20 protein-coding genes are annotated in these 19,957 nt (G+C 74.3%); 13 read left to right on the top strand and 7 right to left on the bottom strand.

What is annotated here, in order from left to right; all coding sequences use genetic code 11:
• Window positions 1-49 precede the first annotated feature (49 nt).
• The 4 genes from GA0070611_RS17430 to GA0070611_RS32265 all read left to right on the top strand — a co-directional run bounded on the left by GA0070611_RS17430 (window position 50) and on the right by GA0070611_RS32265 (window position 4,377).
• A complete protein-coding gene (locus GA0070611_RS17430; RefSeq protein ID WP_231921153.1) occupies window positions 50-349 on the top strand; it encodes a DUF6412 domain-containing protein in 300 nt (99 codons plus the stop codon).
• 107 nt (window positions 350-456) lie between these two features.
• Window positions 457-1,200, top strand: coding sequence for a YidC/Oxa1 family membrane protein insertase (locus GA0070611_RS17425; protein ID WP_091665518.1), 744 nt, complete (start codon window positions 457-459; stop codon window positions 1,198-1,200).
• 75 nt (window positions 1,201-1,275) lie between these two features.
• Window positions 1,276-2,685, top strand: a complete 1,410-nt coding sequence (locus GA0070611_RS17420) for a carbohydrate-binding protein (protein WP_091665516.1) — start codon at window positions 1,276-1,278, stop codon at window positions 2,683-2,685.
• Window positions 2,686-2,814: 129 nt separating this feature from the next.
• A complete protein-coding gene (locus GA0070611_RS32265) occupies window positions 2,815-4,377 on the top strand; it encodes a cellulose binding domain-containing protein (RefSeq protein WP_091673069.1) in 1,563 nt (520 codons plus the stop codon).
• Window positions 4,378-4,389: 12 nt separating this feature from the next.
• Here GA0070611_RS32265 and GA0070611_RS17410 read toward each other — a convergent pair whose 3' ends face one another.
• Both GA0070611_RS17410 and GA0070611_RS17405 read right to left on the bottom strand, forming a co-directional pair.
• The gene (locus GA0070611_RS17410) at window positions 4,390-5,052 is read right to left on the bottom strand and encodes a DedA family protein (RefSeq protein WP_091665513.1); all 663 of its coding nucleotides are present in this window, start codon (window positions 5,050-5,052) and stop codon (window positions 4,390-4,392) included.
• Window positions 5,053-5,135: 83 nt separating this feature from the next.
• Entirely contained in the window at window positions 5,136-5,729 is a 594-nt protein-coding gene (locus GA0070611_RS17405; RefSeq protein WP_231921152.1) for a DUF1349 domain-containing protein, read from the bottom strand.
• Between the two features lie 85 nt (window positions 5,730-5,814).
• Between GA0070611_RS17405 and GA0070611_RS17400 the strand changes: the two genes are divergently transcribed.
• Both GA0070611_RS17400 and fabG read left to right on the top strand, forming a co-directional pair.
• Complete coding sequence (locus GA0070611_RS17400) at window positions 5,815-7,467, top strand: alpha-amylase family protein (RefSeq protein WP_091665508.1); 1,653 nt, start codon at window positions 5,815-5,817, stop codon at window positions 7,465-7,467.
• A 129-nt stretch (window positions 7,468-7,596) separates the two neighbouring features.
• The gene (gene fabG / locus GA0070611_RS17395; RefSeq protein WP_091665507.1) at window positions 7,597-8,355 is read left to right on the top strand and encodes a 3-oxoacyl-ACP reductase FabG; all 759 of its coding nucleotides are present in this window, start codon (window positions 7,597-7,599) and stop codon (window positions 8,353-8,355) included.
• 161 nt (window positions 8,356-8,516) lie between these two features.
• On the opposite strand, the gene GA0070611_RS17390 is transcribed toward fabG, so the two are convergent.
• Both GA0070611_RS17390 and GA0070611_RS17385 read right to left on the bottom strand, forming a co-directional pair.
• Window positions 8,517-8,933, bottom strand: coding sequence for a hypothetical protein (locus GA0070611_RS17390; protein ID WP_091665505.1), 417 nt, complete (start codon window positions 8,931-8,933; stop codon window positions 8,517-8,519).
• Window positions 8,926-9,321 (bottom strand): hypothetical protein, encoded by a 396-nt coding sequence (locus GA0070611_RS17385; protein WP_091665503.1) that lies wholly within the window; start codon window positions 9,319-9,321, stop codon window positions 8,926-8,928. The genes GA0070611_RS17390 and GA0070611_RS17385 overlap by 8 nt, the downstream gene beginning before the upstream one ends.
• 379 nt (window positions 9,322-9,700) lie before the next feature.
• Between GA0070611_RS17385 and GA0070611_RS17380 the strand changes: the two genes are divergently transcribed.
• The 5 genes from GA0070611_RS17380 (at window position 9,701) to GA0070611_RS17360 (ending at window position 14,528) form a co-directional block, all read left to right on the top strand.
• Window positions 9,701-10,600, top strand: coding sequence for a Gfo/Idh/MocA family protein (locus GA0070611_RS17380; RefSeq protein ID WP_197675727.1), 900 nt, complete (start codon window positions 9,701-9,703; stop codon window positions 10,598-10,600).
• A gap of 112 nt (window positions 10,601-10,712) precedes the next feature.
• On the top strand, window positions 10,713-11,354 hold the full coding sequence (gene sigK, locus GA0070611_RS17375) for an ECF RNA polymerase sigma factor SigK (RefSeq protein WP_091665500.1): 642 nt from the start codon (window positions 10,713-10,715) through the stop codon (window positions 11,352-11,354).
• A complete protein-coding gene (locus GA0070611_RS17370) occupies window positions 11,351-12,094 on the top strand; it encodes an anti-sigma factor (protein WP_091665498.1) in 744 nt (247 codons plus the stop codon). Before sigK ends, GA0070611_RS17370 begins: the two co-directional genes overlap by 4 nt.
• Window positions 12,095-12,183: 89 nt before the next feature.
• Window positions 12,184-12,822 (top strand): fasciclin domain-containing protein, encoded by a 639-nt coding sequence (locus GA0070611_RS17365; RefSeq protein WP_091665495.1) that lies wholly within the window; start codon window positions 12,184-12,186, stop codon window positions 12,820-12,822.
• A gap of 29 nt (window positions 12,823-12,851) precedes the next feature.
• Entirely contained in the window at window positions 12,852-14,528 is a 1,677-nt protein-coding gene (locus GA0070611_RS17360; RefSeq protein ID WP_091665493.1) for a molybdopterin-dependent oxidoreductase, read from the top strand.
• 44 nt (window positions 14,529-14,572) lie between these two features.
• On the opposite strand, the gene GA0070611_RS17355 is transcribed toward GA0070611_RS17360, so the two are convergent.
• Window positions 14,573-14,764 (bottom strand): DUF2795 domain-containing protein, encoded by a 192-nt coding sequence (locus GA0070611_RS17355; RefSeq protein ID WP_091665490.1) that lies wholly within the window; start codon window positions 14,762-14,764, stop codon window positions 14,573-14,575.
• A 152-nt stretch (window positions 14,765-14,916) separates the two neighbouring features.
• Here GA0070611_RS17355 and GA0070611_RS17350 point away from each other — a divergent pair, with 152 nt between their 5' ends.
• Window positions 14,917-16,173 carry an erythromycin esterase family protein gene (locus tag GA0070611_RS17350; RefSeq protein ID WP_091665487.1) on the top strand — a complete coding sequence of 419 codons (1,257 nt, stop codon included), beginning with the start codon at window positions 14,917-14,919 and terminating at the stop codon, window positions 16,171-16,173.
• 36 nt (window positions 16,174-16,209) lie between these two features.
• On the opposite strand, the gene GA0070611_RS17345 is transcribed toward GA0070611_RS17350, so the two are convergent.
• Together GA0070611_RS17345 and GA0070611_RS17340 are read right to left on the bottom strand one after the other, a co-directional pair.
• Window positions 16,210-18,390 (bottom strand): MMPL family transporter, encoded by a 2,181-nt coding sequence (locus tag GA0070611_RS17345; protein ID WP_091665484.1) that lies wholly within the window; start codon window positions 18,388-18,390, stop codon window positions 16,210-16,212.
• A gap of 32 nt (window positions 18,391-18,422) precedes the next feature.
• Complete coding sequence (locus tag GA0070611_RS17340) at window positions 18,423-18,968, bottom strand: TetR/AcrR family transcriptional regulator (RefSeq protein WP_091673063.1); 546 nt, start codon at window positions 18,966-18,968, stop codon at window positions 18,423-18,425.
• 180 nt (window positions 18,969-19,148) lie between these two features.
• Between GA0070611_RS17340 and GA0070611_RS17335 the strand changes: the two genes are divergently transcribed.
• On the top strand, window positions 19,149-19,922 hold the full coding sequence (locus GA0070611_RS17335; protein ID WP_091665481.1) for an isocitrate lyase/PEP mutase family protein: 774 nt from the start codon (window positions 19,149-19,151) through the stop codon (window positions 19,920-19,922).
• The last annotated feature ends 35 nt before the right edge of the window (window positions 19,923-19,957 follow it).

The following is a 19,957-nucleotide window of genomic DNA, read 5'->3' as shown; positions in this document are numbered from 1 at the left end:
GCCGGGCGAGTGACCGCCCCGGGGTGACAGCGGGTCCTAGGGTGGGCGTGTGGCGGGGGTGCTGGCGACGGTGACGGGGCTGTGGGCGTACGCCCTCGGCCACCTCGCCCTGCTCGTCGAGCGGCCGGGCGGGCTGCTCGCCGGGGCGGCGGTGGTCGCCGCCGCGTTGCTGCTGGCCACCCTGCTGGCGCTGCGCAGCCGCGCGCTGCCCGGCGCGCCCCGGTCCGCGCGGGCCGCGACCGCCTGGCGGGCCCGGTCCCGGGGTCGTCGGGTGCCGCGGCAGGCCGATCCCGACGCCGCCGGCCGACCGCGTCCCCGAGCACCCGGTCACCACCCCTCGGTCGCGTAGGCCCGCCGTTTCCGGCGGTCGTCGACGCGGCCGGTTCCGTCGTCAGCCGTCCCGCCGGGTCGTGTCGTCCCGCCGGGGCATCCGGGATCGGACCGAGGGGTTTCCCCATGCTCGCCTTCGCACCACTGCACACCGCGGCCTCCGCCGCCGGCGTCGCCGTCACCTGGCTCGCCGACCTGCTCGCCCCGCTCGCTGGCGGCACCGCCACGGCCGCCGCGATCGTCCTGTTCACCATCGGGGTCCGGCTGCTGGTCTCCCCGCTCAGCCTGGCCCAGGTCCGCGGGGAGCGGCGGCGCGCCGCGCTCGCCCCCGAGGTCCGCGACCTCCAGCGGCGGTACGCCGACGACCCCGCCACGCTCCAGGGCGAGCTGCTCGCGCTCTACCGGCGGGCCGGGGCGAGCCCGGTCGCGGGCTGCCTGCCGGCGCTGTTGCAGGCGCCGTTCTTCCTGGTCATGTACCGCCTCTTCGCCACCGGTGACGGCCATCCCGGGCTGCTCGGTGAGCGGCTCGCCGGGGTGCCGCTGGGCTGGCACCTGGGCGACGGGCTCTCCACCGCCGTGGTGGCGGTGTTCGGGGTGCTGCTGGCGGTGCTGCTCGTGCTGGCCCGGTGGTCGTCCCGGCGGGCCCGTCGGGCGGCTGCCGCCACCGGCACGATCGCCGGCGCTCCCACCGAGGGGCCGGGGGCGGCCACCCTCGGCCGGCTGGTGCCGCTGCTGCCGTATACGACGGTGCTGGTGGCGCTGGTGGTGCCGCTGGCGGCGGTGCTCTACCTGGTCACCACCACCGGGTGGACCGCGCTGGAGCAGGCCGTGCTGCGCCGACCGCAGCCGGCAGACATCGACGTTCGTTGACAAGCTGCGGGGCGGGGGCGTACAACGCTTGCTGAGAGCGCTCTCCTGCCCCCGTCCCGCAGAGAGGCACCCCCGATGAACCCTGTCCCGGCGGCTCCCACCGCCCCGTCCACCCTGCGCCGCCCCGGCCGGCGGGCCGGCCTGGCCGCGCTCGCCGTCGCCGCCACCACCGCGCTGGCGGCCGTCTCGATGACCGCGCACGCCGCCGTGCCGGCCCCGCCGTCCGGCTGGAGCGTGGTGTGGAGCGACGACTTCACCGGCGCGGCCGGCACGCTGCCCTCGTCCGCCAACTGGATCATCGACACCGGCACCAGCTACCCGGGCGGCCCGGCCAACTGGGGCACCGGCGAGATCCAGAGCTACACCGCCAGCACCGCCAACCTGGCCCAGGACGGCGGTGGCAACCTGCGGATCACCCCGCTGAAGGACGCCGCCGGGCGGTGGACCTCGGCCCGGATCGAGACCGTCCGCGCCGACTTCAAGCCGCCGGCCGGGGGAGTGCTGGCGATCGAGGGCCGGATCCAGATGCCGAACGTCACCGGCGCGCAGGCGGCCGGCTACTGGCCCGCGTTCTGGTCGCTCGGCTCGCCGTACCGGGGCAACTACCAGAACTGGCCCGGCATCGGCGAGATCGACGTGATGGAGAACGTCAACGGGCTCAACCAGGTCTGGGGGACGCTGCACTGCGGTGTCGCCCCGGGCGGCCCGTGCAACGAGTTCAACGGGTTGGGCGGCACCCGGGCCTGCCCCGCCAGCAGCTGCCAGTCCGCCTTCCACACCTACCGCACGGAGTGGGACGCGTCGGTCAGCCCGCAGCAGCTGCGCTGGTACGTCGACGGCCAGCTCTTCCACACCGTCAGCCAGAGTCAGGTGGGCGAGCCGTACTGGACCCGGATGACCGGCCACGGCGGCTACTTCCTGCTGCTCAACGTGGCCATCGGCGGCTCCTTCCCGAACGGGGTGGCCGGCTACACCACGCCGACCGCCTCGACCGTCTCCGGCCGCCCGATGCTGGTCGACTACGTGGCGGTGTACGCCCGGGGCGGCGGCGGCAGCACCACCCCGCCGCCGTCGGGCGGGGTCGACGCGTACGGCACCGTCCAGGCCGAGGCGTTCAACGCCCAGAACGGGGTGCAGGTCGAGGCGTGCGCCGAGGGCGGCCAGGACATCGGCTGGCTGGCCAACGGTGACTGGGCCCGGTACGACAACGTGGACTTCGGCAGCACCCCGCCGAAGGACTTCGTGGCCCGGGTCGCCTCGGGCGCGGCGAGCGGGGTGAGCGGCCTGGTCGAGGTCCGGCTGGACAGCCCGACCGCCACGCCGATCGGCAGCTTCGCGATCGGCGACACCGGGGGCTGGCAGAGCTGGCGCTCGGTGCCGGGCAACGTCGCCACGGTCACCGGCCGGCACAGCGTCTACCTGACCTTCTCCAGCGGCCAGCCGGCCGACTTCGTCAACGTCAACTGGTTCACCTTCCGGCACTGAGCGGGGTTCCCGGGGGCTCTCGGCGAGGGTCCCCGGACCACCTCTGGACAGAAACAGTTAACAGTCCTAATAATGAGCGGCAACGTCGACGGTCATGAATACCTCCCGCCACCGTCCCTGGAGGACGCCGTGAGACTCCGCTCCGCCCGGGTGGCGACGTTCGCCACCGCGCTCGCCACCGCCCTGCTGGCGGCCACCGTGCTGGCCGCCCCGCCCGCCTCCGCCGCCACCGCCGCCTTCGTCCGCACCAGCACCTGGGACACCGGGTACGAGGGCAAGTTCACCGTCACCAACGACACCTCGACCACCATCTCCTCCTGGAACGTCCAGTTCGACCTGCCCACCGGCAGCACCCTCGGCTCCTTCTGGGACGCCCGGCTGACCACCTCCGGCCAGCACGTCACCGCCGTGAACCAGTCCTGGAACGGCACCCTCGCCCCGGGCGCCAGCACCACCTTCGGCTTCAACGTCAACGGCACCGGCAGCCCGACCAACTGCACGGTCAACGGCGGCGCGTGCGGCGGCGGGGGCGGCGGCAACCCCTCCGCGCCGGCCACCCCCGGCGGCCTGCGGGTCACCGGCACCACCAACTCGTCCGTCGCGCTGGCCTGGACCGCCGTCTCCGGCACGGTCACCGGCTACCGGGTGTACGAGGGCAGCACCGTCAAGGCCACCGTCACCGGCGCCTCGGCCACCGTCTCCGGCCTGGCCACCTGCACCGGGCACAGCTACACGGTCGCCGCGTACAACGCCGCCGGGGAGTCGGCGAAGTCGGCCCCGGTCTCCGCCACCACCACCGGCTGCACGGGCGGGGGCGGCGGCGCGATGGCCGCCGCGCCCTATCTCTACCCGGGCTGGGGCGACCCGCCCGCGCCGTCCACGGTGATGGGCGCGACCGGGATCAAGTGGTTCACCATCGCCTTCATGCTCTCCGGCGGCGGCACGCCGGCCTGGGACGGCAGCGGGTCGCTCACCGGCAGCACCTGGGCCAGCACCATCGCCGCGGTCCGGGCCGCCGGCGGCGACGTGATCCCCTCGTTCGGCGGCTGGAGCGGCAACAAGCTCGGCCCCAACTGCTCCTCCGCCGGCGCGCTGGCCGGCGCGTACCAGCAGGTCATCAACGCGTACGGGCTGAAGGCGATCGACATCGACATCGAGAACAGCGACGAGTTCGAGAACGAGGTGGTGCAGGACCGGATCCTCGACGCGCTGAAGATCGTCAAGCAGAACAACCCGGGGATCAGGACGATCGTCACCTTCGGCACCTCGACCACCGGGCCGGCGTACTACGGCACCCGGCTGATCAACCAGGCCGCCGCCAAGGGCGCGAACATCGACGTCTTCACCATCATGCCGTTCGACTTCGGCGGCGGGGCGAACATGTACCAGAGCACGGTCAACGCGGCCGAGGGGCTGAAGAACGCGCTCAAGACCGCGTTCGGCTGGTCCGACGCCACCGCGTACGCCCACATGGGTCTCTCCGGCATGAACGGCCTCTCCGACCAGCAGGAGCTGACCTCGCCGGCCACCTGGACGCAGATCCGCGACTGGGCCAAGGCCCGGGGTCTGGCCCGGTTCACCTTCTGGTCGGTCAACCGGGACCGGCCCTGCGCCGGCGGCGGCGTGGTGTCGAACTGCTCCGGCATCGCCCAGAACACCTGGGAGTTCACCTCGATCACCGCGCAGTACTGACCCTCGACCGGCTCAGCGCCCGGCGGTCACCGACCGTCGGGCGCGCCGCCGGCGCACCTTCTTCACCGCCCAGCTCACCACCATCACCGCGAAGACCGCGAAGATCGCGTAGTTGAACCAGCTGCTGTACCGGTCGACCTCCTGCCACCGGGAGCCGAGCGCGAAACCGAGCCCCACGACGAGCGCGTTCCACACGCCGCTGCCGATGGTGGTCAGCAGCACGAACTCGCCCAGCGGCATCCGGTTCGCCCCGGCCGGTACGGAGACCAGGCTGCGCACCACCGGCACCACCCGGCCGATCAGCACCGCCCACCGGCCGTGCCGCTCGAACCAGCGGTCCGCCCGCTCCAGGTCGTCGGAGTCCACCAGCGGGATGTGGTCCAGCCAACGCTTCAGCCGGTCCTCGCCGAGCGCCGCGCCGAGCCAGTAGAGCACCAGCGCGCCGAGCAGCGAGCCGGCCGTCGCGGCCAGCACGATCAGCACCACGTTGAACCGGCCCTCGGCGGAGAGGTAGCCCGCCATCGCCAGCACGATCTCGCTCGGGATTGGCGGGACGATGCTCTCCAGGGCGACCAGCAGCGCCACCCCGAGCGCGCCCCACGAGTCGATGACGCTGGCGACCCACCCGGTCAGCCCGGTGAACTGGTGCGGGTCGATGTTCTGGGCGAGAGCCATGGGGATCCTTCCGCGCGCTGCCGGGGGATCGTGAAGACGTACCCCGGCCGGGCCCGGTCACACCTGGCGGTGACCCGACCCACTCACGGGTGCAGCGCCTCGTCCGCCGGGCCCTGCCGCCAGCCGGTGAACCGCACCAGCAGCCCACCACGGCTCGGTGAGCAGCAGTACGGCCCGGCCGACGCCACCGCCGCCGGATCCAGCGGGGCGACCCGGACCAGCCGCCACGGCTCGTCGGCCACCCGGGCCCGGACGGTCAGCGCGTCCCCGGCCCGGCTGACCCGGACGGTCACCTCCCGGCCCGACCACTCCGGCACCGGGGCGACCGACCAGTCCGAGTGCTCGTCGGTCACCACCGCGCCGACCTGCGGGTGGCCGTCGCTGACCTCCACCCCGGCCTTGGTCCAACGCCGCTCGTCCACCCGGACCAGCACGCCCGCCTGGTCGAACTGGGCCGTGTAGTCGAGCCGGAAGCTGACCTCCACCGCGCTGTCGGCGGGGAAGGGGGCGAGCAGCGCCGACCCGTCGTCGTGCACGAAGCCGTAGCTGGTGCGCCGCCAGAAGTCGCTGCCGCCGCGCGGCTCGACCAGCAGCTCCGGGCCGGCCGGGTCGGCCCGCTCCGGCGGGTTCAGCCAGCTGCCGGTGGACCAGTCGACGGGATTGATGTCGGCGCTCACCCCGGCACCGTACCGGCCGGACGGCCCGCACAGGTGAGGGTCGCGCGGGTTTGTCGACGCGCCGGATCGGAGAAGTAGGTCCGGCATGGGTGACAGGTGGTACCAGGAGGCGGTCGTGTACTGCCTCGACGTCGACACGTACGTGGACTCGGACGGCGACGGGGTCGGTGACTTCCGTGGCCTGATCGGCCGGCTCGACTATCTGGCCCGGCTGGGGGTGACCTGCCTCTGGCTCAACCCGATCCATCCGTCGCCCAACCAGGACGACGGATACGACGCGACCGACTTCTACAACGTCGACCCGCGGCTGGGCACCCTCGGTGACTTCGCCGAACTCCTGCACCAGGCCCGCAACCGGGGCATCCGGGTGATCATCGATCTGGTGGTCAACCACACCTCCGACCAGCACCCGTGGTTCCAGTCCGCCCGGTCCTCACCGGACTCCCCGTACCGCGACTGGTACGTCTGGTCCGACACCGAGCCGGAGGACCGCCACCAGGGCATGGTCTTCCCGGGCGAGCAGAACGAGACGTGGAGCTACGACCGGACCGCCAAGTCCTGGTACTACCACCGCTTCTACAAGTTCCAGCCGGACCTGAACATCGAGAACCCGAAGGTGCGCGAGGAGATCAAGAAGATCACCTCGTTCTGGCTCCAGCTCGGTGTCTCCGGCTTCCGGATGGACGCGGTGCCGTTCATCATCGAGCAGACCGAGCCGGGCAACCCGGACTCGCCGAAGGACTTCGACTTCCTCACCGACCTGCGCCAGCACGTGCAGTGGCGGCGCGGCGACGCGGTCCTGCTGGCCGAGGCGAACGTGGAGCCCGACCAGCTGCCCACCTACTTCGGGGACAAGAGCGGCTCGGGCAACCGGATCCACATGCTCTTCGACTTCATGCTCAACGGCCGGCTGATGCTCGCCCTCGCCCGGGAGGACCCGGAGGCGATCATCGACGCGCTGCGCGACACCCCGAAGCTGCCGACCGGCGGCCAGTGGGCGACCTTCCTGCGCAACCACGACGAGATCGACCTGTCCCGGCTCACCGCCGACCAGCGCAACGACGTGCTGGCCAAGTTCGGCCCGCGCGAGGACATGCAGCTCTACGGTCGGGGCATCCGGCGGCGGCTCGCCCCGATGCTCGGCAACGACCGGCGGCACCTGGAGCTGGCGTACGCACTCCAGTTCTCGCTGCGCGGCACCCCGGTGCTGCGCTACGGCGAGGAGATCGGCATGGGCGAGGACCTGTCGCAGCCGGGGCGCAACGCCATCCGTACCCCGATGCAGTGGTCGTACCAGGACAACGGCGGCTTCTCCACGGCCGAGCCGGAGAAGCTGGTCCGCCCGGTGATCGACAAGGGCGACTACGCGTACGACAAGGTCAACGTCACCGCCCAGCGCAAGGACCCGCGCTCGCTGCTCGCCTGGTTCGAGCGGATGATCCGGACGCTGCGCGAGGCGCCGGAGATCGGCTCGGGCAGCACCAGCCACATCGACGTGCCGATGCCGGCCGGGGTGCTCGCGCACCGGGCCGACGGTCCCACCGGCACCATGGTCTTCCTGCACAACCTGGGCACCGAGGACGTCGAGGTCGACCTGAGCACCCTCCAGCCGGAGGCGGACCTGCCGATCGACGTGCTCTCCGACCGCGGCTACGAGGAGGTCGGCAAGCTGGACCGGCTCAAGCTGGCCGGCCACGGGTACCGCTGGATCCGGCTCTGCCGCAGCTGGTCCGTCTGATCCCGACCGGACCGGGGGTCGGCCGCCGTTCGCGGTGGCCGGCCCCTTAGCCGTGCCGGCAGGCGGTGTGCCGGGGTGGCCTTCCGTACTAGAGTTCGGTGCCCAGCCCTAAGTTACCCGGAGGTAGTCATGTCGGAGCAGCGCCGCGTCGCCATCGTCACCGGAGCCGCCCGCGGCATCGGTGCCGCCACCGCCCGCCGGCTGGCCGCCGACGGCATGGCCGTCGCCGTGGTCGACATCGACGAGGCGGCGACCAAGGAGACCGTGGACGCCGTCGTCGCCGCCGGCGGCCGGGCGCTCGGGGTCGGCGCGGACGTCGCCGACCGGGGCCAGGTGGAGGCCGCGGTCGAGCGGGTAGCCGCCGAGCTGGGCGCGCCGACCGTGCTGGTCAACAACGCCGGGGTGCTCCGCGACAACCTGCTGTTCAAGATGACCGACGCCGACTGGGACACCGTCATGGGCGTACACCTGCGCGGCGCGTTCCTGTTCAGCCAGGCCGCCCAGAAGCACATGGTCGAGGCGAAGTGGGGCCGGATCGTCAACCTCTCCAGCACCTCCGCGCTGGGCAACCGCGGCCAGGCCAACTACGCGGCGGCCAAGGCGGGCCTGCAGGGCTTCACCAAGACCCTCGCGATCGAGCTGGGCCCGTTCGGGGTGACCGTGAACGCGGTCGCGCCCGGCTTCATCGTCACCGACATGACGGCGGCCACCGCGGCCCGGATGAAGGTCGACTTCGCCGCGCTCCAGGAGCACGCCGCCGCCGAGATCCCGGTCCGGCGCACCGGCCGCCCGGAGGACATCGCGCACACCATCTCGTTCCTGGCCGGCGAGGGCGCGTCCTTCGTCTCCGGCCAGGTCATCTACGTGGCCGGCGGCCCCAAGGACTGACCCCGCACCCCGCGCCCCCGCGGATGGCCACTAATTCACGGAAAGAGTGGCCATCTCGCGTTCCATAGCCACTCTTTCCGTGAATTAGCGGTTGAGCGGCGCGGGGCGCGAGCGGCGAGCGGCGGCGGCGCGGGGCGTGGGTGGCGTCGGGCGTGGGCGGGTCAGGTGGCGGTGTGGCGGGTGCGCCAGAGCCAGGCGAGGCCGAGGATCGGCAGCACCAGCGGGACGTAGCCGTACCCGCTGCCGAAGCCGGACCAGACCGTCTCGTCGGGAAAGAGTTCCCGGTCGGCGAGGCTGAGCACCCCCACCGCGACCACCCCGACCAGCTCCACCGAGCAGCAGGCCAGCGCGACCCGGCGGCCGGCGTGCCCGGCCCGGGCCAGCCCGACCGCCGCCACGATGTAGATCAGCGCGGCCAGCGCGGAGAGCAGGTACGCCACCGGCGCCTCGTCGAACCTGGTGGCGATCTGCAGCCCGGCCCGCGAGGTGGCGGCGATGGCGAAGAGGATGTAGACGGCGATCAGCAGCCGCCCCGGCCCCCGGTTGGTGGCGCGCTCGGGCGCCTGCGGCTCAGCCACCGACGACCTCCCAGGTCTGCTGGAGACGGACCACCACGACCGGCGTGACCAGGCAGATCGCGCAGACGATCGCCGAGCCCCACCGGGTCGGCTCCATCCGGGCCAGCACCCAGGCCAGCGGCGGCAGGCAGACCAGCGTCACCAGGTAACCGAAGAACGCCCCCGGCTCGCCGGGACGCTCGCCGCCGCCGACCGCGACCAGCGCCACCACGGTCAGCGCGAGCAGCGCCACCTCCAGCACGGCCAGGCCGACGAACTGGAGCCGGTCGGGGGACCGGTGACGCAGCGCCGCCACCAGCGCCCAGACCGCGAGTACGAGCGACAGCACGATCGTGACCGTCGGAAGGATCCCGTCCACCGGCGAGCCGGCCGCCGCCGCGCTGGTCATCGACGCCGTCCCGGCACAGTCGAGTTCACCGGCACAGCCTACTAACCCGCGTAGTAGCCACCGCCGCCCGCCCGCCCGCCTCGCCCGCCTGGCCGCGCCGCGCCGGGCCGCGCCGCGCCGGGCCGGGCCGCGCCGGGCCGCGCCGCGCCGGGCCGGACCGCGCCGCGCCGGGCCGCGCCGCGCCGGGCCGCGCCGGGCCGCGCCGGGCCTGGCCGGGCCTGGCCGGGCCGGGCCGGGCAACGACACGCGGGCCGGTGGGTGGGATCGCCGGGGACGACGCACCGGCCGCCGCGTCGGGGCGCGCGCTCCCGGCCGGGCGACTAGCGTGGATCACGGCCACCGGCGTACGCCGGGGCGCCCGACGACGGCAGGGGGACGCGTGCTGCGGTTCGGCTTGTTCGGCACCGGTCACTGGGCGGCGGAGACGCACGCCGCGGCCATCGACGCCCACCCCCGGGCCAGCCTGGCCGGGGTCTGGGGGCGCGACCCGGAGAAGGCGGGCGCGCTCGCCGCACGGCACGGCGTACCGGCCTTCGACGACGTGGACGCACTGCTGGACGCCTGTGACGCGGTCGCCGTGGCGTTGCCGCCGGACGTGCAGGCCGAGATCGCGGTGCGGGCCGCCGGGGCGGGACGGCACCTGCTGCTGGACAAGCCGCTGGCGTTGAGCCTCGCCGAGGCCGACCGGGTGGTCGCCGCCGCGCGGTCCGCCGGGGTGGCCTCGGTGGTCTTCTTCACCCAGCGCTTCCACCCGAACATCACCGGCTTCCTCGCCTCGACGGCGGCGGCCGGTGGCTGGCAGCACGCCCGGGCGACCATGTTCGCCTCGATCTACCAGCCGGGGAACCCGTACGGGGACTCGCAGTGGCGGCGCGACCGGGGCGCGCTCTGGGACATCGGCCCGCACGCGCTCTCGCTGATCCTGCCGGTGCTCGGCCGGGTGACCCGGGTCGCCGCGATGGACGGCCCGAGCGGGCTGGTGCACCTGCTGCTCCACCACGACGGCGGCGCCACCAGCAGCCTGTCGCTGACCCTGGACGCGCCGCCCGAGGCGGTCACCCGGGACTTCGTCTTCTTCGGCGAGAACGGCACCGAGACCGTCCCGCCCGGTGACGGCAGTGTGCTGCAGGCCTTCGGTACGGCGATCGACCAGCTCCTGGAGGAGGTCGAGGCGGGCACCCGGGACCACCGCTGCGACGTCCGCTTCGGCCGTGAGGTGGTGGCGGTGCTCGACGCCGCCGAGACCGCCCGCACCGAGGGCCGCACCGTCGACCTCTGAGCCGGGCCGGCCGACCGTGCGCCGGGCCGGCCGGATCCGCACCCATCCGCTGCCCGGCCGGCTCCGAATGCCCACCGTGCAGGCAGATCCAGCGGACGGAGGGCGGGGCCGGATGACGCGGGACGACAGCGTCGGTGAGCCGTCGGGACCGGGGCGGTCGCGGTTGCGGGCGGTGCCCCCGGAACCGGTCGCGCCGGATTCCCGGGCGGAGGCGGACGAGCTGCTCCGGGCGGTGGCGCGGGGCGACGAGGCCGCCTTCGAGCGCCTCTACGGCATTGTCGCGCCCCGGGTGTACGGGCTGGCCCGCCGGGTGCTGCGGGACCCGGCCCAGGCCGAGGAGGTCGCCCAGGAGGTGCTGGTCGAGGTGTGGCGCACCGCCGCCCGCTTCGACCCGGCCCGGGGTTCGGCCACCGCCTGGGTGTTCACCATCGCGCACCGGCGGGCCGTGGACCGGGTTCGGGCCGAGCAGGCCGGGGCGGAGCGGGCCCGCAAGGTGGCCGCCGGCTCCGGGGAGACCCCGTACGACGCCGTGGCCGAGGAGGCGACCGCCCGGCTGGAACGCCAACAGGTCCGGCACTGCCTGGACGCGCTGACCGAGGTGCAGCGGGAGGCGATCACGCTGGCGTACTACGGCGGGCACAGCTATCGCGAGGTCGCCGGCCTGCTGGACACCGCGCTGCCGACCGTGAAGACCCGGATGCGGGACGGACTGATCCGGCTCCGCGACTGTCTCGGAGTGGAGCTGGGGCGATGACGACCGACATCCACGCGCTGGCCGGCGCGTACGTGCTCGACGCGGTGGACGACGTCGAGCGGGCCGCGTTCGAGCGGCACCTCGCCGACTGCCCGACCTGCACGCTCGAGGTGGCCGAGCTGCGCGAGGCGACCGCCCGGCTCGCCGACCCGACCTGGTCGGTGCCGCCGCCGGGCCTGCGCACGGACGTGCTGGCGCGCGTGCGGCGTACCCCCCAGGAGCGGCCGGGTCGGGCGGGCCGCGACGGGTCGGCCGCCGCCCGGCGGTGGCGGCGCCGGCTGGCCGCCGCGGCCGCCGCGGTGGTGCTGGCCGGCGGCGCGGGCGCGGCCACCTGGGTGGCGCAGGAGCAGCGGGTACGCGACGCGCGCACCGAGGCCGGCGCGGCCCGGGACGAGACGGCCCGGATCCGGGCGGTGCTGACCGCCCCGGACGCGGTGGTCCGCACCAGTGCCGCACCGACCGGCGGGCGGGTCACCGTGGTGGCCTCCGCCACCCGGGACGAGGGCGTGGCACTGCTGGCGGGCCTGGCCGCCCCGGCACCGGGCCGGGCCTACCAGCTCTGGCTGATCCAGGGTGGCTCGGTCGCCTCGGCCGGGGTGCTGCCGGCCGGTCGGGGCGAGGCCACCGTGCTGATCGGCGGGGTACGCGGCAAGGGCCTCCTCGGGGTGACCGAGGAGCCGGCCGGCGGTTCGGCCCGGCCGAGCACCGCCCCGCTGGTGGCGCTCGGACTGACCGCCTGAACTTTTTCCGCCGATCGACCCATCCGGACGGCGGTGCGCCTCGAATCCCTTCCAGACACCCGGTTTCACCATCTGGAGGGATTCCACCGATGCGTACCGTCAAGCTCACCGCCGTCGCCATCGCCGCCACGCTCAGCCTGGGCCTCGCCGCCTGCGGTGGGGAGAGCGAGGAGAAGGGCTCGGCCGCCCCGGCCAGCAGCGCCCCGATGACCAGCGCCGCCCCGATGGCCAGCGCCGCGCCGACGGTCGACGGCGAGTTCGGACCGGGGTGCGCGGCGGTGCCGACCGACGCCGCCAACCCGGGCAGCTTCGCCGCCATGGCGAAGGTGCCGGTGGCCACCGCCGCGTCCGGCAACCCGGTGCTCAGCACCCTGGTGACCGCCGTGAAGCAGGCCGGTCTGGTCGACTCGCTGAACAGCGCCAAGGCGATCACCGTCTTCGCGCCCAGCAACGACGCCTTCGGCAAGCTGCCCAAGGCCGACCTCGACAAGGTCCTCGCCGACAAGAAGAAGCTGACCGACGTGCTGACCTACCACGTGGTCGAGGGCCGGCTCGGCCCGGACCAGCTCGCCGGTAGCCACCCGACCCTCCAGGGCGGCACGGTGACGGTCGCCGGCAGCGGCACCCAGTTCACCGTCGACGGCTCCGCCATGGTGATCTGCGGCAACGTGCAGACCGCCAACGCCACCGTCTACATCGTCGACTCGGTGCTGATGCCGAAGTCCTGACCGCCGACGGCCGGGGATGGGAGGCACCGATGATCCGCCGCAACCTGGCGGCCGCCGGGACGGGGCTGCTCGTGGCCGCCGCCGGGGTGGCGGTCGCGGAACTGCTCGCCACCGCCGTTCGCCCATCGGCGGCACCCCTGGTCGCGGTCGGCGCCACCGTCGTGGACGGTGCGCCGACCCCGGTCAAGGAGTGGGCGGTGCGCACCTTCGGCACGTACGACAAGCCACTGCTGCTGGCCGGGATCGGGCTGGTGCTGGCCCTGCTGGCGGCGGGCACCGGGCTGTTGGCCCGCCGTCGGCCGGCCCTCGGCCTGCTCGGCCCGCTGCTGCTCGGCGTGGCCGGCGTGGCCGCCGCGCTCGGCCGTCCCGACGCCCGGCCGACCGACGCCCTCCCGGCCCTGGCCGGCGCCACCGTCGCCGCCGTCCTGCTGCGGGCGCTGCCCCTGCCGGGCCTGGTCCGGGCCGGTCCGGCGGACTCCGAGCGGCCGTCCGACGGTCCGACCGTTTCCGCCGCACCGGCCGACCCCGTGGCGGTCCTCGAGCGGGCGGGGGACCTGCCGGCCGTTCCCGCCGGCCCGGCCGATCCCGTGGCGGTCCTTGCGCGGCCGGGGGAGCTGTCGGCCGTTCCCGCCGGACCGGTGGGGCGGGCCGGGGCGACCCGGCGGCGGGTGGTCCGCAACGCGGCCCTGGTGGCGGCCGGGGCCGTCGCCGCCGGGGCCGGTGCGGCGGGGTTGCGCCGGGTCGGCCTGGCCGACGCGGCCCGGTCCCGGGCGACCGTGGGCCTGCCCGCCCCGGCGTCGCCGGCCCGACCGCTGCCGGCCGGCGTCGCCCCCGGGTTCCGCACCCCGACCGCCGACTTCTACCGGGTGGACACCGCGCTCACCGTGCCCCGCCTCGACGTGCGGGACTGGCGGCTGCGGCTGCACGGCCTGGTGGACCGGCCGGTGGAGCTGCGCTTCGCCGACCTGCTCGCCCGTGGGCTGATCGAGCGCGACATCACCCTGAGCTGCGTCTCCAACGAGGTCGGTGGCCCGTACGTGGGGACCGCCCGGTGGCTCGGCGCGCCCCTCGCCCCGCTGTTGCGCGCGGCACGGATCCGGTCCGGGGCAGACCAGCTCGTCGCCCGTTCCACCGAGGGCATGACGATCGGCACCCCGATCGCCACCCTGCTCGACGGGCGGGACGCCATGCTGGCCGTCGGCATGAACGGGGAGCCGCTCACCTTCGACCACGGGTTCCCGGTCCGGATGCTCACCCCGGGTCTCTACGGGTACGCGGGGGCGTGCAAGTGGGTCACCGAGCTGGAGGTGACCACGTTCGACGCGTTCGACGCGTACTGGGTGCGGCGGGGCTGGGCCCGGGAGGCGCCGGTGCGGACCGCGTCGCGGATCGACCGTCCCGCGCCGTTCGCCCGGGTCGACGCGGGCCAGGTCACCGTGGCCGGGGTGGCCTGGGCGCAGCACCGGGGCATCGCGGCGGTGCAGGTCTCCGTCGACGGTGCTCCGTGGCGGGCCGCCGAACTGCTCCCCACCGCGTCCACCGACACCTGGGTGCAGTGGCGGTACGTCTGGTCGGCGTCGCCGGGCGGGCACAGCCTGCGGGTACGCGCCACCGACGGCACCGGCGCGACGCAACCGGAGCAGCGTCGCCCACCCTTCCCGGACGGCGCCACCGGCTGGCACACGGTCAGCGTGACGGTGCGCTGAGCGCGGCACTCGGACCGGCCTGAACGGTGCGCTGAGCGCGGCACTCAGGCCAGCGTGGTCAGCGCCTCGCCCAGCTCGCCGGGGGTGGCGAACTCCTCCGCCGGCAGCGCGCGCAGCATCTGCAGCATCTCGGTGCCGCCGCCGTTCTCCTGGCACCAGCGGACCAGGTCCTCGCGGGAGACCGGGTAGTCGAGCCCGGCCAGGAACTCCTGCCACTGCACCCCGGTGACGGTCATGCGGCCCGGCTACCCGTTCTCCCCGGACCCATGCCGCCGCCCCCGGGACCGGCCGCCCAGGCAGACGGCTCCAGCGGCCGGGGAGACCGGTCCGGCAGGGCGCGCGCCGAGGCGGCCCGGTTTGCCCGCACGGGGGCCGGGTAGCCGCGGGCATGCTGGTACAGCGGCTCGGCGCGCCGAGCGACTTCGACCCGTTGCTGGAGCGCGTGCGGGACGCCCGGATCGTCATGATCGGTGAGGCGACGCACGGCAGCTACGACTACTACCGGCTGCGCGAGCAGTTGACCCGACGACTCATCGCCGAGCAGGGGTTCGACTTCGTCGCGGTGGAGGGGGACTGGCCGGACTGCGACCGGGTGCACCGCTCGGTGGTGGGCGCCCCGGGCGGGGCGGCCGATCCGGCGACCGCGCTGGAGCGGTTCGAACGCTGGCCCACCTGGATGTGGGCCAACGCCGAGGTGGCCCGCTTCTGCCGCTGGTTGCGGGCCTGGAACCTGGACCGTCCGGAGGGGGAGCGGGCCGGCTTCCACGGGCTGGACGTCTACAGCCTGTGGGAGTCGATGCAGGCCATCTTCGACTACCTGGGTGAGGAGGACCCGACCTCGTTGGAGGCGGCCCAGGAGGCGTACCGCTGCTTCGAGCCGTACGGCAAGCAGGTCGAGGAGTACGGCCTGGCCAGCCGGTTCGTCTCGGCGCGCTGCGAGGAGGAGGTGATCCGGCTGTTGGCGCGTACCCGGGAACAGGCCGCCGCCGACGGCCCGGACCGCTTCTCGGCCTGGCAGAACGCGGAGGTGGTGGCCGGCGCGGAGCGCTACTACCGGGCGATGGTCGCCGGTGGCCCGGAGTCCTGGAACGTCCGCGACGTCCACATGAGTGACACGCTGGACCGGCTGCTCGACCGCTACGGTCCCCGGTCGCGCGGGATCGTCTGGGCGCACAACACGCACGTGGGGGACGCCCGGGCCACCGACATGGCGGCGGACGGCATGGTGAACATCGGCCAGCTCGCCCGGGAGCGGTACGGGCGCGACGCGGTGGCGCTGGTCGGCTTCGGCAGCTACCGGGGCACGGTGATCGCGGCCCCGCGCTGGGGCTCGCCGGCCGAGGCGATGGTGGTGCCGCCGGCCCGGGAGGGGTCCCTGGAACGGCGGCTGCACGAGTTGCTGCCGGAGCGGGCGGTACTGGTCTTCGGCGGTCCGGACCAGCCGGAGTGGGTGACCGGCGAGGCCGACCACCGGGCCATCGGGGTGGTCTACGACCCGAGCTTCGAGTCCTGGGGCAACTACGTGCCGACCCGGCTGGGGGACCGTTACGACGGGTTCATCTGGTGCGACGAGTCGACCGCCCTGCACCCGCTGCCGGCGCTGACCACCCCCGGCGAGATGGAGACCTATCCGGCGGGCGTGTGACGTGGGGGTCCCGACGGGCGGGACCCCCACGTCCGGTCACACCTCGGCGGGCTCGCGCCGGGCGAGGTGGGCGCGCAGGCCCTCGCCCTCCACGTCCACGTTCGGCAGGATCCGGTTCAGCCAGCGCGGCAGCCACCAGGCGGCGTTGTTGAGCAGCGACATCACCGCCGGGACGATGGTCATCCGGACCACGAACGCGTCGATGGCGACACCGACCGCGAGCGCGAAGCCCATCGACTTGATGATCGGGTCCTCCAGGAAGACGAAGCCGCCGAAGACCGAGATCATGATCAGGGCGGCGGCGGTGACCACCCGGGCGCCGTGCCCCATCCCGTTGATGGTGGCCTGCCGGGCCGTGTCGCCGTGCACGAAGTCCTCCCGCATCCGGGAGACCAGGAAGACCTCGTAGTCCATGGCGAGGCCGAACAGGATGCCGATGAGCAGGATCGGCAGGAAGCTGACCAGCGGGGCCGGGGTGTCCAGCCCGACCAGGTCGGCGAGGTGGCCCTGCTGGAACACCGCGACGGTGATGCCGAAGGTGGCGGCCACGGTGAGCAGGAAGCCCAGCGCCGCCTTGACCGGCACCAGGATCGACCGGAACACCAGCATCAGCAGCAGCACCGAGAGGCCGACGACCAGCAGCAGGTAGACCGGGAGCGCGTCGGAGAGCTTCTCCGAGACGTCGATGCCGATCGCGGTGACGCCGGTGAGCAGCACGTCGGCGTTCTGGATCCCGCCCACCTGCTTGCGGATGTCGTGCACCAGCGTCTCGGTCTTCGCGTCGGTCGGCCCGGTCTTCGGGATCACCCCGATCAGCGCGGTGCGGCCGGTCGGGTCGAGCTGCGGCGGGGCCACCGCTAGCACCCCGTCGGTCTTCTGCACCAGCGCGGTGACCTGCGGCACGGCGGCCTGGGTGGCCTGCGGCGAGTCGGCGGTGACCACCACCGCGAGGCGGCCGGTGAAGCCGGGGCCGAAGCCCTCCCGGATCAGGTCGTTGTTGATCCGGGCCGGGGTGCCCTCGGCGGCGGCGGAGGCGTCCGGCAGGGCGAGCCGCATGTCCTGCGCGGGGACGGCGAGCAGGCCGAGGCCGAGCAGGCCGACCAGGATGACCGGGACGCGCAGCTTCGTCACCCAGTGCGCCCAGCGGAAGCCGAACCCGGAGCGGTCCTCCGAGCCGGTGGTCGGGTCCTCGACGGCGGCCCGGTCGCGCAGCTTGCGCGGCAGCACCTTGCGGCCGGCGAAGCCGAGCAGCGCCGGGGCGAGGGTGATCGCGACCAGCACCGCCACGGTGACGGTTCCGGCCGCGGCCAGGCCCATCACGGTGAGGAACGGGATGTCCACCACGGCGAGGCCGGCGAGCGCGATGACCACGGTGGCGCCGGCGAAGACCACGGCCGAGCCGGCGGTGCCGACCGCGCGACCGACCGCCTCCTCCGGCGAGAGCCCGTCGAGCAGGTTCTGCCGGTGCCGGGAGGTGATGAAGAGCGAATAGTCGATGCCGACCGCCAGGCCGAGCATCAGGGCCAGGATCGGCGCGGTGCTGGTCAGCTCCACCGCGCCGCTGAGCGCGAAGAGGCCGGCCATGCCGACGCCGACGCCGATCAGCGCGTTCAGCATCGTCATCCCGGCCGCGACCAGGGACCCGAAGGTGATGACCAGGACGATCGCGGCGACCAGGACGCCCAGCGCCTCGGTGGAGCCGACCTCCGGCTCGCCGTTGAGCACCTCGCCGCCGGGGGCGATCTGCCAGCCCTGCGCCTCGGCCTGCGCGCCGACCTTCTCGTACGCGGCGCGCTGGTCCTTGGTCACGTCGTCGGCCCGGCCGGCGAACTGCACCTGGATCAGCGCGTACCGGCCGTCCGGGGTGAGCGCCTTGACCTGGTACGGGTCGACCGCGCCGACCACGCCGGGCAGGGTGGCCGCCTCCTTGGTGACCTGACCGACCACCGCCTGCCCCTGCGGGGTCAGCAGGTCGCCGGCCTTCGGTGCCTTGACGGCGATCGTGCCGGTGGCGCCGCTGGCCGCCGGGAACCGGTCGGCGAGCAGGTCGATCGCCTGCTGGGACTCGGTGCCCGGCATGGTGAAGTTGCTGGCCGTCGGCCCCTTCAAGGTGGCCGCGGCGATGCCGAGACCGACGAGTACGACGAGCCAGACGACGGCGACGACGCGCCGGCGTCGCAACGATGCCCGGCCGAGCCGGTACAGCAGGGTCGCCATGAAGGTTCCTTTGCCTCGGTGTCGGAACTGGATCAGATGGTGGGTTCGAGCGCGCGGCGCGCCACGGCCAGCAGGGCCGGTCGTAGCTCGTCGTCGGGGATGTCGAGGAACTCGCCGCAGGTCTCGGCGATCCCGGCGAGCACCACCAGCGCGGCGATCCGCGCCGCCGGCCGGTCGGTGAAGCCGGCGAACGCGGCGACGAGCCGCTCGGAGATCTGCTGGATGTGCGCGAACGCCGGTTGCTGGAGCAGGTCGGGGAACTCGCCACGGAGCAGCGCGATCTGCCGCCGGAAGCGCACCGCCAGGTCGACGAAGCCCTCGGTGGCGAGGTGCTGGGCGTCGGCGCCGCTGACCTCGGCGAGCCGGGTGTCGAGCTCCTCCAGCATGCTGATGGCCGGGGCCATCAGCTCGCAGAGCAGGGCTTCCTTGTTGGCGAAGTGGTAGAGCACGGTGGCCTTGGAACAGCCGACCTCGCGGGCGATGTCCTGCAACGAGGTGCCCTTGTAGCCGGTGACGGCGAAGCGCCGCCCCGCCGCCGTGAGGATCTCGTCATGGGTCTCCGGTACCGCCCGTGCCATGTCCTCCAGCATGCCTGACCGATCGGTCAGACGCTGACCGATCGGTCAGAACAATCCGGTGGCCTTCGCCACAGCGGGTGACCGACCCGGCCCCGGCCCGTCCCGGCGCCGCGGCCGAACGGTCCAACGGCGACGGATTGGCGCTCGGACCGGCGCTCCCGTCGGGCCCAGAATCACGGCATGAGCGAACTGAGCCGGCGGGCCGACGCGCTGCGCGCGCTGCACCGCCCCGGAGATCCGTTGCTGCTGCCGAACGCGTGGGACCCGGGGTCCGCCCGGGCCGTCGTCGCCGCCGGCTTCCCGGCCGTCGCCACCAGCAGCGGCGCGGTCGCCGAGGCGCTCGGCCACGCCGACGGGGAGGCCACCCCGGTCGACGAGATGCTCGCCGCGGTCGCCCGGATCGCCGCGGCCGTCACCGTCCCGGTCACCGCCGACCTGGAGCGGGGGTACGGGCTGCCCCCGGCCGAGCTGGTCGAGCGGCTGCTCGCCACCGGGGCGGTGGGGTGCAACATCGAGGACTCCGACCCGCGCACCGGGCGGCTGTACGACACCGGCGAGCAGGCCGACCTGCTCGCCGGCATCCGGGCGGCGGCCGACGCGGCCGGGGTGGGGCTGGTGCTCAACGCCCGGGTCGACGTGCACCTGCGGGCGTACGGGCCGGCGGAGGAGCGGCTCGCCGAGGCGGTCCGCCGGGCCCGCCGCTACCGGGCCGCCGGGGCGGACAGCGTCTACCCGATCGTGCTGGCCGACCCGGCGCAGATCCGCGCCTTCGTCGCCGAGGTGGACGCCCCGGTGAACGTGATGGCCCGCCCCGGCGCGCCCGGCCCGGCCGAGCTGGCCCCCCTCGGGGTGGCCCGGATCAGCTTCGGCTCCACGGTGTACTCGGCCGCCCGCGCCCGCGTCGACGAGCTGCTCACCACCGTCCGGGCCGGCGGTGATCCGTTCGGTTCCTGACCGCCGCGCCGCGTCGGGTTGCCGGGGCCGGTCCC

Origin of the sequence: Micromonospora auratinigra, from assembly GCF_900089595.1 — a bacterium.
GTDB lineage: Bacteria > Actinomycetota > Actinomycetes > Mycobacteriales > Micromonosporaceae > Micromonospora > Micromonospora auratinigra.
Note: the sequence above shows the minus strand (reverse complement) of the source record. Positions and strands in the feature narration are given on the sequence as shown.

Coding starts and splice junctions, on each gene's coding strand:
- GA0070611_RS17425 (WP_091665518.1), top strand. CDS start 457: ATGCTCGCCTTCGCACCACTGCACACCGCGGCCTCCGCCGCCGGCGTC.
- GA0070611_RS17420 (WP_091665516.1), top strand. CDS start 1,276: ATGAACCCTGTCCCGGCGGCTCCCACCGCCCCGTCCACCCTGCGCCGC.
- GA0070611_RS17410 (WP_091665513.1), bottom strand. CDS start 5,052: ATGGCTCTCGCCCAGAACATCGACCCGCACCAGTTCACCGGGCTGACC.
- GA0070611_RS17400 (WP_091665508.1), top strand. CDS start 5,815: ATGGGTGACAGGTGGTACCAGGAGGCGGTCGTGTACTGCCTCGACGTC.
- fabG (WP_091665507.1), top strand. CDS start 7,597: ATGTCGGAGCAGCGCCGCGTCGCCATCGTCACCGGAGCCGCCCGCGGC.
- GA0070611_RS17385 (WP_091665503.1), bottom strand. CDS start 9,321: ATGACCAGCGCGGCGGCGGCCGGCTCGCCGGTGGACGGGATCCTTCCG.
- sigK (WP_091665500.1), top strand. CDS start 10,713: ATGACGCGGGACGACAGCGTCGGTGAGCCGTCGGGACCGGGGCGGTCG.
- GA0070611_RS17370 (WP_091665498.1), top strand. CDS start 11,351: ATGACGACCGACATCCACGCGCTGGCCGGCGCGTACGTGCTCGACGCG.
- GA0070611_RS17365 (WP_091665495.1), top strand. CDS start 12,184: ATGCGTACCGTCAAGCTCACCGCCGTCGCCATCGCCGCCACGCTCAGC.
- GA0070611_RS17360 (WP_091665493.1), top strand. CDS start 12,852: ATGATCCGCCGCAACCTGGCGGCCGCCGGGACGGGGCTGCTCGTGGCC.
- GA0070611_RS17355 (WP_091665490.1), bottom strand. CDS start 14,764: ATGACCGTCACCGGGGTGCAGTGGCAGGAGTTCCTGGCCGGGCTCGAC.
- GA0070611_RS17350 (WP_091665487.1), top strand. CDS start 14,917: ATGCTGGTACAGCGGCTCGGCGCGCCGAGCGACTTCGACCCGTTGCTG.
- GA0070611_RS17345 (WP_091665484.1), bottom strand. CDS start 18,390: ATGGCGACCCTGCTGTACCGGCTCGGCCGGGCATCGTTGCGACGCCGG.
- GA0070611_RS17340 (WP_091673063.1), bottom strand. CDS start 18,968: ATGGCACGGGCGGTACCGGAGACCCATGACGAGATCCTCACGGCGGCG.
- GA0070611_RS17335 (WP_091665481.1), top strand. CDS start 19,149: ATGAGCGAACTGAGCCGGCGGGCCGACGCGCTGCGCGCGCTGCACCGC.